The organism is Planctobacterium sp. AWM4_229 (assembly GCF_056160305.1).
In genome coordinates this window covers 34,771-49,142 of the sequence record NZ_JBSWWX010000015.1, presented here as the reverse complement: position 1 = coordinate 49,142, position 14,372 = coordinate 34,771, and the positions used below count along the sequence as shown (strand labels likewise).

The following is a 14,372-nucleotide window of genomic DNA, read 5'->3' as shown; positions in this document are numbered from 1 at the left end:
CAGTTTTTGCATTGCCCTTCGCAATGCTCGGGGAGTCACAGACATCCCGGCTATACGCGTTTTCCAATTTGGCCGGTGAGTATTGATATGAGGCATATCAGGCTCACTGAGTAGTACCGTGCGAGCCAAGCTTGCTCCGTTGTGTATCAAGACATCACAGCGCCGTAACAATAAATAGTCCACGACTGCCTCCGCACCGTTTTCAACAGCGTTGCTGGCGCAACTCGCTACGTAAGATGGCATGAGCGCACCTGTGGGACCTTTGCCCGCGGCGGGTCCAGCGTCATGCATTATTTTGGAATAACTCAACACATCCTCGCCGTATTCTGCTTTTATTGCTTCGAGGCTGTGTTTGGAGTCTGTGGCCACGAAGATTTTTGCTTCAGGACAGTTTTGCTTTTCGACGGCTACTTGCTGTAAATATCGCTCAATAACCAGCGAATTCTTGCGGAACATTCGAGGTTCAGCAGATGAAACCGCATCTGTCCCTCTGATATGTAAACCGATAATCTTCTTGTTTTCAAAATGGTGCTCAGCGAAATCGGAAACGCGTTCCAATAAAATTTTTCTTGGGCGAATAAATTCTTGAATTAGTCGTGCGCAAGTGTGCCTCAACCATTGGTCTGGATCACGCCATTTAAAGGGGATTTGCAAGCAGTCGTTCCTCAATTCAGAGTGGTCGCCGAAATTGCTACTCAGGTAAAAATCTGTCCTATAGCTTATCCCAATTGAATCTGGCCTTGCAGGGAATTCACAGGCGAATTCTCTAACCTCCTTTGGAAGAGTATCGGTGTCCCATTTGGTAACTAAGGGTTCGAAATAGTACTCCCAAACATTATTTTTGCCGTAATACCCTTCAGGAACCCAATAACAACAATGCTTAGCAAAATATACCACTGGGATTTTGCGATCGTTTAGTGCCCTGGGGATGTTGGCTATAACTTGCTGAATTAGTGAGAATAACCCCGCGTCTCTCTCAACTATGACAAAAAAGCGTTTCATCTAATTAAAGCCCAAGGTTGTTGCTGTTCGAGTGTGTTTATCCGGCAAATTTTCGCTGATTTCATTATTCATGTTTTAACAATGTAAGCGCCTTGGAACCTGCTTTTTCTATATCTTCGTAGTACGGCATGTTACTCGTTGGCAATGAGTTTGCCGTATTCTTTTTTGAAGGATTTTACAGCTTCGCAGTCAGTATCATCTGAGCCGGGGAATATTCCTCCCCATTCCAGTTTGCCATTTTTAATTGTGGCATGTTCGTAGGTAAAGTCTTTGAAATGGTGGATTCTACTTTTATCCATAAAAATCTGTATGGCAGCGGTTTGCACTATATGATCGGTCCATCGATATTTATAGGTTCCGCCTACTCTATCAAAGTAACCCAAAAAGGACTGAACTTCAGGTTGTAACCAGAATCCGATTCGCGTAATTAAGAAGTTATTATAATACGTTAGTCTGTTCCATTCAGTGGCTGCTGGCCAGTTATTCAAATCGTGATGTAGTTTTGCCGACAGCCTGTCGATGCTATTTGTGATTAGTTTTTTAACACGCCCTTTGAACGAGAAATGCTCGTTGTTTACTACTATCGATTTATCAAACTGCTCAAAAAACGACACTGGCTTGATGCGCTCTGCTTTTATATAGGCCAGTACCATTTCCGAGAAACCGTAAGTGGGACGCAAGGGCTCTTTAAGTATTGCTCTGTGGCCGTAGTCATATTCATTGGTAGCCATAAATTCAAACAAATTATAGTCAATTCTGGAGTGGATAAATGAATCGTCATCGAGACGCATAAACCAGTCATAACCCAGTTCAGCGAGGATATGAAAAATACTATAATAGAAAAAGCGAGCCATATGTCGGTGACCGAACCCATATGTACCTCCCCATTTTTCTGGAATTTCCGATGGATTCAGGAAGGAAGGGAGCTCAAATTGAATCTCTTGAAATTGAATTTCTTGTCGTCCTTTTTTGACCGCTTCCTGGCTTTTTAAGTCAAAATCGCCCTCGTGAAAAATTAAAATATCTTGTCGAAATGTCTCATTATAGTTTTTATATAACAGGTCGAGACTTCTCTCTAGCATGGCGCGCGAATCGCGGCCATATTGAGGATCTTTTGGCGTGTTTTGAGCGAGGTAGACAATACAGGGTTTCATGTAAGCTTGTTATTTGACGGTTACTTGTGAGAATTATTGGTTAATCAGACTGTTGCTCTTATCTTTTGGTGAATATGATCGCTGAGCCTTAATGCGAGTTGCACAATAGTATAAGTCGGATTAGAAACCCCTGCACTTGAAAAAACACTACTCCCACCAATAAATAGGTTATCTAAACCGAATACTTTACAATTCTTGTCTACCACACCTGTTGCGGGAGAGCCGCTCATTCTCGTCGTACACATTGGATGGTCCATTCCTGTAATGTATTCGTATGGGTGGGCCATATTTCTATCCATTATATGGTCATAAACTTGCATTCGACCGACATCGTATTTCGCCAGAGCGGTGGCAAATTCAATGGCCGCTACACGCAATGTATGTCTATCTAGCTCTGATTCTTGCCAGTGTAATGCAATTTGTTTTAATCCAAGACTATCCTTTTTCTCGGATAAGGTTACTCGATTATCTTTCTCGCAGGATTGTTGCAGGACAACGCTAATCAGTGACTCGTCTCCACCGGATAGAGTTTCTTGTACTAATTTTGATAATCGTTCTATAAAGGTTACGTTGGCCAGCTGTTTTGAAGATATTACACTTACAAGGAAACTAAGACATTTTTGAGAGTGCATAAAGGCATCATTAACAACGTAGAAAAGCTCTTTCATAGCTGGCTCTCTTAATACCGCCTGTCCGATGGGTACTGCGATATGTTCACAAAAATATCGGCCTACCTGATCGTATTGATTTCCTATTCCCTGCATGAGTTGCTTGTCAGAAAGTAGTAAAACTCTGGCATTTTCCAGGGCCCCACAACACAGAGCGAAATTATTTGCTCTGATTTGGTGCTCGGTGTTGTTTTTGTATGTCCTGGTAATAAAAGAATCTACGGAATCCAGTTCAGCCTTTAAGTGGATATCAACAAGATTTAGATTTAAATAAAGATCGATATTTGAATCTTCGCGCACCCTATCATAGTACTTAGTGCCAAACCTTGTTGGGGGGCTTTGACGAAAGCCTGGCCTTATCGGTTCAAAATTAGTGGTTTTGCCATAAAACAGATCTTGTTGAGGTATTGGTGCTGCGAGATCTAAGATTTTTGCTGTTTGCACTGCATATTTGTCGAGTTCTGACTTGCTGATAGGCCATTCATTCAGTGGATGATAAGATAAAGATTCAAAATCTCGTGCATCTAAAGGTCTGGTTTCGCCTCCCCAATGATTTGACGTGCCGCCCAGATAGCGAAGTCTGGAAGTGGATAAGGGATAATACAGCTTATGAATTTGACCTTCATACAGGTCTTGCCTCGATTCATTCGCGGCAACACCGCCGGCCTCAATGAGTGCTATTTTGTAGCCTTGATTTGCCAGTGAAATGGCTAAGGTCAATCCCGCAGGCCCGGTTCCACAAATGCAAACATCGTAATGTTTACGTATTGAAGGAACCAAATTATCTTTCATGGCGTCGATTATCATGTATCACCATTGATGTGTTGTTAGACCAAATAGGATATGTTTGATATTGAGCAAACAACTAGTTCGGATTTTTCATGGCAGTTTTATAGGTTATTGAAAGTACTTTTTAAATCTTCAGGGCGCAGAAAACAGTTATTGAAGACAATGACCTCGTTGTTGAGCTCTTTTGCCTGCAACGTCCTACCGTAGGCAGTCAATCCCACCAATGATAAGCCCCCTAATAGTAACCGTCGTCGTGAGATGTGCAGCATTTTTATATATATTTCAATAGGTTTAGTGCCACGACTCTACTATTTATGGCAGGATATGTCTATTGTTCAGCTGCTACGTTGGTAGCGGGGACCACATATCGGACAGCAAATCTTACTTTAATTGTCGAATCCGTCACTGCGGGTCAAATTCGGCGTCCATAATTTCCTAATGGGCATCATTTAAGGGGGCGTAAAAGTTAAGTTTTTGCAAACAGCTTTAACCCATGACCCTAGAGGAAAGAAAACCAAGTCTTGTTGAAGTTTGTCTTTGTGATATTGGTAAAGCTCATCGTCTGTTTTTCTTGCAAGGCTCTTGATGGCGTCAACTGAAACCTGATATTTTGATTAAAATAGGCTTGGTACTTGGTATTAACAGCATCAGTAATCTTTCACCTTCCATTCGTTATTTTCCTTGCTAACTACGGAAGACACTTCTTAATATTAATAAACTGCCTGGATTTCTCATAGTCATGAACCAATCAGCACACATCCGGAACCAAAAAGCAGCAAAATTGATGAGCCTGATGGCGCTATTATTTTTGCTTATTGCTGTTTTTGGTACTCGTATCTGGCCTGCGTATGATTATATTTTTTCCGATCTGAACCAGGTAAAATTGCTTGGTGTGGATTCGCTATTTCATTTACGCCACGCAAAGTACACGCTTGATAATTACCCTGAAATTCAGCGTTTAGATATCGGTGCAAGCTACCCGGAAGCCAGGCCAAATGAGGCCACAGGCTTATTTGGTTTGACAATCTCTACTGCCGTTCTGTTGATTTTTGGGAAGGGGGCGTCGTTAAACGACATTGCGCTCGTGGCAAGCTGGCTTACACCGACTTTATCAGTGATTTCCTGTTTACTGATATTTTTACTTGTTCGGCAACTCGTTAATACCCGCATTGCACTTTTGGCTGCCCTGTTCTTTTTTCTTTATCCCGGAAAATCTTTGGATCGTTCTGTACTCGGATTTGTAGATCATCACGCAGCAGAATATTGCTTATCATTGGCCATTGCGTTGGGCCTTGTGAGTTTGCTTAATAAAAAAAGTGAGCAATCAGCTACTGTGTTGTGGAAAGGGGCAATAATCGCATCATTGCCCTTGATTTTGTTGTTTCATACATGGCAAGGCGCTGCGTTACCATTTTTACTAGTGATGGTAGCACTGTTAGTTTGCTGGAACTTTACCGTGATCACTCGAGGAGATATCACAGCAGTGACAAGTGCGAGTGCTTGTTACGGTATTGTCTTACTGTTGGCTGTTCTCCTGACTAAGCGTGAAACGCTGTTAATTATTGGGGCATCGTTATTGATCGTCGGTGCCTGCGCGTATATGCGAATTTTTCAAACTCTGACAAATGACTTGGTGGCGAAAGTTGTTTCTATTTGCATCTCGGTGTTTGCGTTTATTGGTACGGCGTCTTTGGCTTACTTTACGGAGCTGGGGAGGTTTTTGTCTAATTTGGTATTTAGTCCGTCGGTAAACCTGATACACGAAGAAAAAGCGGTGTCGCTCACTACGTTCTTAACGCAGTTTGGTGTTGTTGGAATACTGGCTATTTCGGCATTTTTATTAATTCCGATGTTGGTTAAACAGCGTCAAATGTCAGTAGCTGCGCTTGTGCCCTTAGTGTTGGGGGGACTTTGGCTTGTAATATGGTGGAGTTCCGGTGATTTTGACTATCTCGTCCCCGTATTCGTTGCTGTCAATGCTGCGCTTGTGGTTTATTCGCTAAGATTAATAATTATTCCACGTATATTACCTTTTTACATTTTTAACAATACTATTTCCAGAATTGCGGGGTACACCATTGGTTTTGGGATGTTGGTATTACCCATTTACCCTTTAAACATTGTTTCGTTGCCTTGGGTTGATCAATCAAAGTTGACTGCGATGACCATCTATTCCAACGACTGGTACAGTTCTTTGGCATGGCTTAAACAAAACACACCACAACCTGCGAGAACGCCATTAACTAATGTTCTCGGCTCAGAGCATTTTGAAGGCAGGGAGATGCAAGATTATGGTGTATTGGTTGCTTGGGATTTCGGTAATATCGTCGCTTCACATGGCAATCGTATTCCTGTCTGGAGTAGTTTACCTACCACTTACACACCTCAGTGGTTTTTAGCTCAAAATGAGCAGGAGTCGCTGGATGTTTTGTCTCAACGTTCCAGCGGTGACGGGGCTATTCGATACGTCATTGTAGATAAAGATACATATGGTCCGTTGATCCACGCAAAATCAAAGTTTACAGACAATCCGGTAAGCGCAGTTAAACGAGGGACATTGACCGTCAATGGTAAACAGGTGCCTTACGTTACTTTGGATGATACTCACCAAAACTCTATACTCACTCGATTGTATGCCAAAGACGGAAATAAGCTCAGTCACTATCGAATGGTTTATGAAAGTGCGGAACAATCATTTTCTGCTGGCTTTTTGCAAGCGTCGGAACAATCTGAAACGGAGAATTACCATTATGTTCCCAAGGTTTTTCCAATTGGAACTTCTGAAGAGCTTGAACGCTATGAAAAATGGATGGCGGCAGATGTGGTCGAGACTAGTAGTGGCTATCTTTACGACGGCAAAATACTGTCTGCGATTAAAATTTATGAAGTGGTAAAAGGAACCACAATAAATGGTAATGCTACGCCTGGCGACCTGATTGAAGCAAGGCTGCAGCTTTACAGCAAGACGACGGGGCGTCAATTTGTTTATAAACGTTCTGGCGTGGCTGATGAGCGAGGCTATTTTGAATTTGTTGTGCCGTATTCTACCGACAAAGATTTACCCCACAGTGACATTATCGCTACAGGTGAATACCAGTTGTGGGTTCGTAAAAAAGGCAACGATAAATATGTTTTACAGGCTACGTTAAAGGTGCCTGAGGCCACATTTAAAGAGAGAAAATTACCGTTTTTGCCCCAGAACTAACTTCTTCGTTGACAAAGTTGTTGGGGATTATCCAAACTATCGACTTTTGCCTAAAGCTAAGGATATCCATTTGTTGCCTGACGACAACATCCGTCTTTCCTTGATCATTTGTTCCAGAAATGATGATTACATGGGAGATCCTATGTGGCGTCTCGCCACCAGTATTAATTATGTGTGCCAAAATATATACGCACTCAATCGGCAAAGTGAAATTGAAGTCGTCGTGACTGACTGGGGCAGTGAAACCCCTATTGCGGACGTTATTGAGCTTACAGAGCAAGCTGCGGCAATAACTCGTTTTGTTATGGTTCCGTTAGCCATGGCAAATGAGCTGCAAAAAGATAGTCCCTTTGGGGAAGTCATTGCATTGAATGTTGCCGCCAAAAGGAGCCGGGGCAGTTTTATTGGTAGGATTGATCAAGATACGCTGGTAACAAAAAGCTTCCTGCTCAACTTTTTCAACGCTGTTGAGGGCAAATCCAAAGTCGATTTCGATTTGGAAAATACCTACATGTTCGCCGCCCGAAAGCAACTGCCTTATAGTTTTGTTGCTAAAAAGCCGGGGTTAGATGATTTAGATTTTGCCATTTCTCGCTATCAGAGTTTGAACCTCAGCGAAGAACTTCCTTTTTGTTACTGGGCCTCTGCCGTAGGTATTTTGATGATGCATCGAAAACTTTGGCAAGATATAGGTGGTTATGATGAGAGATTGATTTATTACTGGTATATGGATGTCGATCTTGCAACCCGACTGATCAAGAAATACCCGGTGGTTAATATCGGCAAAGTGTTTGGGTATCATTTTTTTCACCTTGAGCATATTAACGTTGGCTTTAAATTAAGGCATAGCCATCGGAAATTGAATCCAGACTGGTCTAAGTCTTTTGATAAGCCCACTCTAAACCCTAATGGGCATAACTGGGGGTTAGGTGATGTTGCATTTGAAGAAGGGCACGCTAAACCTGTGCAGGCTGGCGGCGGTCATCGAAGTCTGGGTGTTCTGAATAAAAGGAGTCACAGGATTTTACTAATTTTTCAAATTATCCTGATGTCTTTGAAAGGTGCTTTGTATAATGCCGCGAGGTTTGTGCGTTATCGAATAAAAACGCTTTTGGGTAAACCTTATCTTTGATAAACAATAACTTGAGTACATTATAAATTCCCAATGAAAAAAATTATTCGTCATGATGACAAGCGTTTTAGGCACGTCAGCTTAGCCACGATATGGCAAACGCGAGAGCTGCTTTTTCTCTTGATGAAGAGAGACCTCATGGTAACGTACAAGCAGACCTTGCTCGGTATAGGCTGGGTGGGAATACAACCTGTTGCAATGGCATTGACCATAATATTTGTCTTTGAACACATTGGAAATTTTCCCGATTATGGGGTTCCTTATATCCTCATCGCACTATCTGCCCTGGTTTGCTGGGAGTTCTTTTCCGGCTCTGTAAGCAAAGGAACTACCTGTCTACTCGATGACGCCGATATCCTCGTCAGATCCAGTTTTCCACGAATCGTATTTCTGATTAACGCGGCCCTGAAAAACGCATTAGGACCGGTTATCAATTTAGGCGTGTTATTTGGTTTTATGGTGTATTTTAATATTCCCTTTACTTTGAATTTACTCTGGATCCCTGTTGTATTTGCAGCGCTTGTATTGTTAAATTTTTCACTCGGATTATGGCTTGGAACACTTAACGTGTTTAAGCGGGATATTGGGACTCTGGTACCCTATCTTTTGCGGTTAGCGATGTTTGTCAGTCCCGTTGCATTTACCATCAACAGTGTACCGGAACAATGGCAACTGTTATATAGCCTCAATCCACTCGTTGCCATCATCGAAATGATGCGTTTTTGTCTTTTAGGTGAGACGTTTCGTCCCGATATGAGTTGTCTGTTAGCGGGAGGGGTTTCTTTAGTGTTGCTTCTTATAAGTGGAATTTACGTTTTTGGCTCGAACGAGCGAAAATTTGCGGACATCATTTGAGAGTAGGAAGTGGAATTGCCTAATAACGTTATTGAAGTTCGCAACCTTGGGAAAAGCTATCGCATTCCGTTGGTCCAAGAGGAGGTAAACAAGAAAGACTCAACGCGATCCTTTCCTTTTCGTAGGAAAACCCAAACGATTTGGGCTATCAGACATATGGATATCGACATTGTGCGAGGCTCTATTGTGGCCATTATGGGGGACAATGGGTCCGGTAAATCTACTTTACTTCGGTTGATAAGCGAGATTTCTGATCCTTCCGAAGGTGAAATCATGCTTCGAGGCACAGTTGCCCCCATGTTGGAGGCCGGTGTTGGATTCCACCCGGAATTAACGGGCAGAGAAAACATATACCTCAACGCAACACTAATGGGGTTCAGCAAGAAAGAACTCGCACTTCGATTCAACGATATTGTCAATTTTGCCGAGATTAATGACTACTTGGACACACCGATGAAACGGTATTCCACGGGCATGTTCACCAGGCTTGCTTTTGCTGTGGCGACTCACCAAAACCGCGATATTTTGATTGTGGATGAAGTTTTATCGATTAACGATGCAGGCTTTCGCGAAAAATCTATTCGAAGATTAAAATATTTAGCTAAAAATGGTGTAACTATTCTCGTCGTTAGCCATGACGTCGAATTATTGAATAGATTGTGCAGTGATGCCTTGTTGATTAAAAATGGGCGGTTAATCCAACAAGGAGATTATCAAACAATTCACGCGCTTTATTATGGACAGAATCAGGTTGCTGAGTGAGTAATAGCAAGCCTGATGAAGTTTGATTTTATTGTACCTGTGAATATTGAAAAGAGCACTCTATTATCATTAACGGACTAGCGAGCAATGATATTGTGTTGTCCGGGAATACATTGCAGTTGAATCACCTATCGCCGGATAGAACAACAGAAGCGTCAGTGCAGCAACCAACGCCTCACAAGTTCAACACGTTTATAAAAGTAGGAGACTAGTTTCCAACTGAACAGCTGTTTGACCAATCTCTCTTTCATCTTGTGAGCGCGGATTTCTCGCTGGCTTTTCTGGTCTATATTCAGCTCAGCGTAGGCGCTCGTAAGTTGAGCATAGCCTTTATCTTTAAATTCACTCTTTAGCCCTAAGTCAATGACGTTACAGTGGTTTGAAAACCATGTGGCCATTTCTCCTAAGGCTGCAGGACCTTTAATAATATGCTGACAGCGAGACAAAATGAGCATATCCATTAAGGCATCCTCTCCCCGCTGATAACCGCTAATCCCTCCAAGTCTAAATGGAGCGATATGACTTGTTGAGCGCGCCGCATTATATGTCACCACTTTGTTGCCATAACGGTACATAAATTGGTCTAAATACTGTTGTTGGTCTGTAGCGACAAAAATACGATAGTCTTCATGAGGTAAATCATCGATAAGGTCATCCAAATGTACAAAGTATTCTGCAATGCCAATCGGCTTGGCGTAAGCGAAGTCAGTCCCCCTGATATGGACGCCAAACACTTTTTGCGCGTAGAATTTTTTGCGGCAAAAAAGTTCCACTTTAACTAAAATGTCGTTTTTGGGCCGAATATAATTTCTCACATACTCCCGACCTAAACGACGCTTTTCCTGCATCCACAGTGCTTTGTCCTTTGGAACTTCCCATGCCCAAAATGTTGCTATTCTATGAGGATCATGATGGTGAAGATAACCAAACTCTTTAGCAGACATTATCTCCACATCATCTCGATTCAGTTTTCCAGTTGATAGCCAATGCTTTACCTCTTGAACCTTGAAGGGACTGATTGGCTGGAAAAAATACTCCCATATTGAATCTCCTTTACTTTCATCATAGAAGTAGCAGGTATTGCGGCCGTTAAAGTCAAAAATGGGAATTGCATTGATAGCGCTGGCTTTTCTAATTCCATTCAGTACAAAGACAACTAGCGCGCAAAATCCGGCTTGGATATCATAATTTTCGATGATGAGAAATTTGTCCCATTGTCTTCCGTTCCAGAACAATAACTTATTAGATGTGTCAGTCACTTATTAACTACCTGTTTCCGATACTTCCCCCATGCTGTTATCACAGGCGGCTAGCTGGTGTTTTTTAGAGTTAACTTGTTGAAAATATAGTTTTCTAAACCGAAATAAGGTTAAGATTAAGCTGATAATTAGATAATAACAAAGGGCAAAATGAAAGTAGCACTTGTCACCGGCGCCGGTGGATTCATCGGTAGTCATCTCGTCACCCGACTAAAGTCTGAAGGGTATACCGTAATTGGTGCTGACCTGAAATACCCCGAATTTTCGGAAACTACAGCAGATGAGTTCTTCATCGGAGATTTGAGGGAACTTAAATTTGTCGAAAGCCTTTTCAGATATGAAGTGGACGAAGTTTACCAGTTAGCTGCTGACATGGGAGGGGCGGGTTATTTGTTTACAGGGGACAATGACGCAGATGTCATGCACAACTCTGTGTTGATCAACTTGAATATTCTGAAGGCTATGGTCAAAAAGGGAACCAAAAAAGTATTCTATTCGTCCTCTGCTTGCGTTTATCCCGAATTTAATCAATTAGACCCTGACAATCCCAATTGTACTGAAGGTACTGAATATCCAGCGGCTCCGGATAGTGAATATGGTTGGGAAAAGCTTTTCAGCGAGCGCCTATATTTGTCGTTTCAACGCAACTATGGTCTGGATATTAGCATTGGTAGGTTTCACAATATTTATGGTCCAGAAGGAACTTATGATGGCGGCAAGGAGAAGGTTCCTGCGGCATTGGCCAGGAAAGTAGCCATGGCGCAGGATGGTGGAGCGATCGAGATATGGGGTGATGGCGAGCAAACCCGTTCCTTTTTGTTTATTGACGATTGTATTGAAGCCGTGCGTAAACTGGTTGCGTCTGATTTTTCCGGACCAGTTAACATTGGCTCTGAACAATTAATTTCGATAAATGAACTCGCCCAGCGCTATATGAATATTTCGGGGAAAGAATTGAGGTTGATGCATATTCAAGGTCCGATTGGGGTCAGAGGGAGAACTTCGGACAACACACTGATTGCCGAAAAACTCAATTGGTCACCTCGAGTCACGCTTGATTCAGGCCTAGAGCGAACTTATGAGTGGATATCCAAGCAGGTTAATTCCAGACACAGTGCCTGAATAAAGTACTTTGCGTAGAACAAATCTGAAAAACGGGAATGATTGAATTACTCGATAGCAAACAACTGAGCATGCTGAGATAACAATGAAGTTATCAGTTATCACCGTTTGTTTAAACAGCGAAGCCACTATTAGCGAAACCATCCACAGCGTTTTAATGCAAACGTTTGAAGATTATGAATACATCATTTTTGATGGTGGCTCGACGGATAATACCCTGAGTATTATTAAGTCTTTTGGTGACCGGGTGAAGCTTATTCAAGGTAAAGATACCGGTATTTTTGATGCGATGAATCAGGCTATTTTGTTGTCTTCGGGGGAGTTCGTAGCCATTCTCAACTCTGATGACTTTTATATTGATGAATTTGTGTTGGACAAGGTCATGGATACAGTCGAACGCCGTAATGTCGATTCAATTTATGGTGATTTGATGTATGTCAGAAGAGAGAATACCAATCGTATCTGGCGAGTGTGGAAAGCGGGGGCGTTTCATAAATTCAAATTTAGAACGGGGTGGTGCCCTCCTCATCCGGCTTTTTTTGTTAAACGACAGGTTTATGAAAAGTTTGGCTTGTTTGATAAATCTTTCGCCATTTCAGGGGATTACGAGCTAATGTTACGTTTTTTACTGAAGCATGATGTGAGTTGTACTTATCTACCTGAGTTTTTAGTGAAGATGCGCACGGGGGGAAATAGTTCAGGTAAGGCTTTTAGCAAATTCAAATCTGTTGCGGAAGACTTACACGCCTGGCAATTGAATGAGCTTAGTTATGGATGGCTTGCAATTCCTTTTAAATTGCTGCGCAAGTTGCCGCAATTTCTCAGCGGCAGTGATAAAAGCTCCTCTTAAGCTTGACCTGCACAATAGAAAGACTAACAGCTATACGATCATTAAATTCTTTCAAGTATCCGCTTCCATGAGAATATCCCGTGTCTGAAAAAGCCGTTCAGCAATATCTAACCCGGTTCGCAGAGCCAGAGTCTCGGCTTGTGTCTGAGTTAGTGCCGCAGCAATACCAATATTGCTTGATCATTCCTGCTTATCGGGAATCCCCTGAATTCTTAAAAGCTGTAATTAGCCAATGCCGGCAAAATTCAGTACTCGTGATCCTGGTTATCAATCAACCTGATAATGACAGTGATGTAAGTCCTCAAGTCAACTTGCAAAAAGCAGCGTTTGAGGTAGGAGCACTGCTAGCGCAACAGGAGAACCTTTCACTTGTTTCGCCAATCGATACAGACAGTGCCTTGCTGATTATTGACCGCTTTTCTGAAGGCTTAACTATTCCTCACAAACAAGGTGTGGGGCTGGCACGAAAAATAGCTATGGATGTGGCAGTCGCCGCCATTCAAAGTGGAGCGGTTATCAGTCAGGAAATTTACTCTACTGACGCTGACTCGGTATTGCCTGCTGATTATTTTAAACCTAAGCATCTTGACCCGGATTGTAGTGCGGGTGTGTTCTGTTTTGAGCATGTCTCTGGAGACAGTGAGTCGGTAAATGTCGCAACTCAGCTCTATCAACAGCGTTTGCAGTACTACGTAGATGGGCTGCAATACGCAGGTTCTCCCTATGCGTTTCATACCATTGGTAGCTGCTTGCTGGTGGATATGACAGCTTACTGCAAAGTTCGGGGTTTCCCCACAAGAGCGGCAGGAGAAGATTTTTATCTGCTCAATAAACTGGCAAAAATCCACAAGATCAAGGCACTTTCGCCGGTCGTCAATATACAATCACGGCTCTCACAAAGAGTGCCTTTTGGCACCGGACCGGCCGTTGAGCAGATTGTATCGGATAAACTCAAAGCAGATAGCTATTGTGTTTACGAGCCACAGACATTTGTGCAGTTAAAAGCATTACTTGCCACTCTCGGTGCAACCTCAGTAACTGATTTGGCAAGCATCGAAGATAACCTTGTGGTGAATGAACAAAGTAAGGCGTTTTTAGATAGCGCTGGCTTTTTTAATACCTGCGCTAAGTGGCAAAAACAAAATTACACACAAACCCATTTTTTGAAAGCCATCAGCGATTGGTTTGATGCTTTCAGAACGCTAAAATATGTGCATTATTTGCGAGATAACTATTACCCGGATATTCCAATTTCCCAGGCGCTGGCAAAAGCCCCATGGCGCTGAGCACCCCTCGGCAGCGATTATCTAGCTACAAAATTTGACCTGATTGTTATTCCTTCTGTATACCCAAACTACCTCAAGATACTCGACTTCAGCGGGAGAATAAAAGGATTTAGGCAAGGTAAATTGGAGAAGGCATGGTTGTTCTCACGTCGAACCAATTTAACGCCGCATAAATGCTTTTAAGCCCCGCCCTTCGGGAACTTCACAGCGCTTCCATTACTTCGTTGCACTTGTTTGAAAGGTAGCCGACATTCCATCTCAAGTGCGCCTTGTACTGAAAGCGCTGTG

Annotated in this window: 11 protein-coding genes; 7 read left to right on the top strand and 4 right to left on the bottom strand. The window is 42.5% G+C overall.

The features are described from left to right. From ACXAGP_RS21870 to ACXAGP_RS21860, 3 genes are all read right to left on the bottom strand, one after another. Positions 1-558, bottom strand: a 558-nt coding sequence (locus ACXAGP_RS21870; RefSeq protein WP_475263923.1) for an O-fucosyltransferase family protein, incomplete at its 3' end; no start/stop codon positions are given. 575 nt (positions 559-1,133) lie between these two features. After that, positions 1,134-2,156, bottom strand: a complete 1,023-nt coding sequence (locus tag ACXAGP_RS21865) for a glycosyltransferase family 15 protein (protein WP_475263922.1) — start codon at positions 2,154-2,156, stop codon at positions 1,134-1,136. Between the two features lie 44 nt (positions 2,157-2,200). Beyond that, a complete protein-coding gene (locus tag ACXAGP_RS21860) occupies positions 2,201-3,631 on the bottom strand; it encodes a GMC oxidoreductase (protein WP_475263921.1) in 1,431 nt (476 codons plus the stop codon). 721 nt (positions 3,632-4,352) lie between these two features. Here ACXAGP_RS21860 and ACXAGP_RS21855 point away from each other — a divergent pair. The 4 genes from ACXAGP_RS21855 to ACXAGP_RS21840 all read left to right on the top strand — a co-directional run bounded on the left by ACXAGP_RS21855 (position 4,353) and on the right by ACXAGP_RS21840 (position 9,567). Continuing rightward, on the top strand, positions 4,353-6,818 hold the full coding sequence (locus ACXAGP_RS21855; protein WP_475263919.1) for an STT3 domain-containing protein: 2,466 nt from the start codon (positions 4,353-4,355) through the stop codon (positions 6,816-6,818). A gap of 70 nt (positions 6,819-6,888) precedes the next feature. Then, positions 6,889-7,950 carry a glycosyltransferase family 2 protein gene (locus tag ACXAGP_RS21850; protein ID WP_475263918.1) on the top strand — a complete coding sequence of 354 codons (1,062 nt, stop codon included), beginning with the start codon at positions 6,889-6,891 and terminating at the stop codon, positions 7,948-7,950. 33 nt (positions 7,951-7,983) lie between these two features. After that, complete coding sequence (locus tag ACXAGP_RS21845; RefSeq protein WP_475263917.1) at positions 7,984-8,805, top strand: ABC transporter permease; 822 nt, start codon at positions 7,984-7,986, stop codon at positions 8,803-8,805. 15 nt (positions 8,806-8,820) lie between these two features. Beyond that, the gene (locus ACXAGP_RS21840; RefSeq protein WP_475263916.1) at positions 8,821-9,567 is read left to right on the top strand and encodes an ABC transporter ATP-binding protein; all 747 of its coding nucleotides are present in this window, start codon (positions 8,821-8,823) and stop codon (positions 9,565-9,567) included. Between the two features lie 155 nt (positions 9,568-9,722). Here ACXAGP_RS21840 and ACXAGP_RS21835 read toward each other — a convergent pair whose 3' ends face one another. Next, positions 9,723-10,826, bottom strand: a complete 1,104-nt coding sequence (locus tag ACXAGP_RS21835; protein WP_475263914.1) for an O-fucosyltransferase family protein — start codon at positions 10,824-10,826, stop codon at positions 9,723-9,725. Positions 10,827-10,976: 150 nt separating this feature from the next. Between ACXAGP_RS21835 and ACXAGP_RS21830 the strand changes: the two genes are divergently transcribed. The 3 genes from ACXAGP_RS21830 to ACXAGP_RS21820 all read left to right on the top strand — a co-directional run bounded on the left by ACXAGP_RS21830 (position 10,977) and on the right by ACXAGP_RS21820 (position 14,084). After that, the gene (locus ACXAGP_RS21830; RefSeq protein WP_475263913.1) at positions 10,977-11,948 is read left to right on the top strand and encodes an NAD-dependent epimerase/dehydratase family protein; all 972 of its coding nucleotides are present in this window, start codon (positions 10,977-10,979) and stop codon (positions 11,946-11,948) included. Between the two features lie 85 nt (positions 11,949-12,033). Continuing rightward, positions 12,034-12,798, top strand: a complete 765-nt coding sequence (locus tag ACXAGP_RS21825) for a glycosyltransferase family 2 protein (protein WP_475263911.1) — start codon at positions 12,034-12,036, stop codon at positions 12,796-12,798. Positions 12,799-12,878: 80 nt separating this feature from the next. Then, the gene (locus tag ACXAGP_RS21820) at positions 12,879-14,084 is read left to right on the top strand and encodes a hypothetical protein (RefSeq protein ID WP_475263909.1); all 1,206 of its coding nucleotides are present in this window, start codon (positions 12,879-12,881) and stop codon (positions 14,082-14,084) included. The last annotated feature ends 288 nt before the right edge of the window (positions 14,085-14,372 follow it).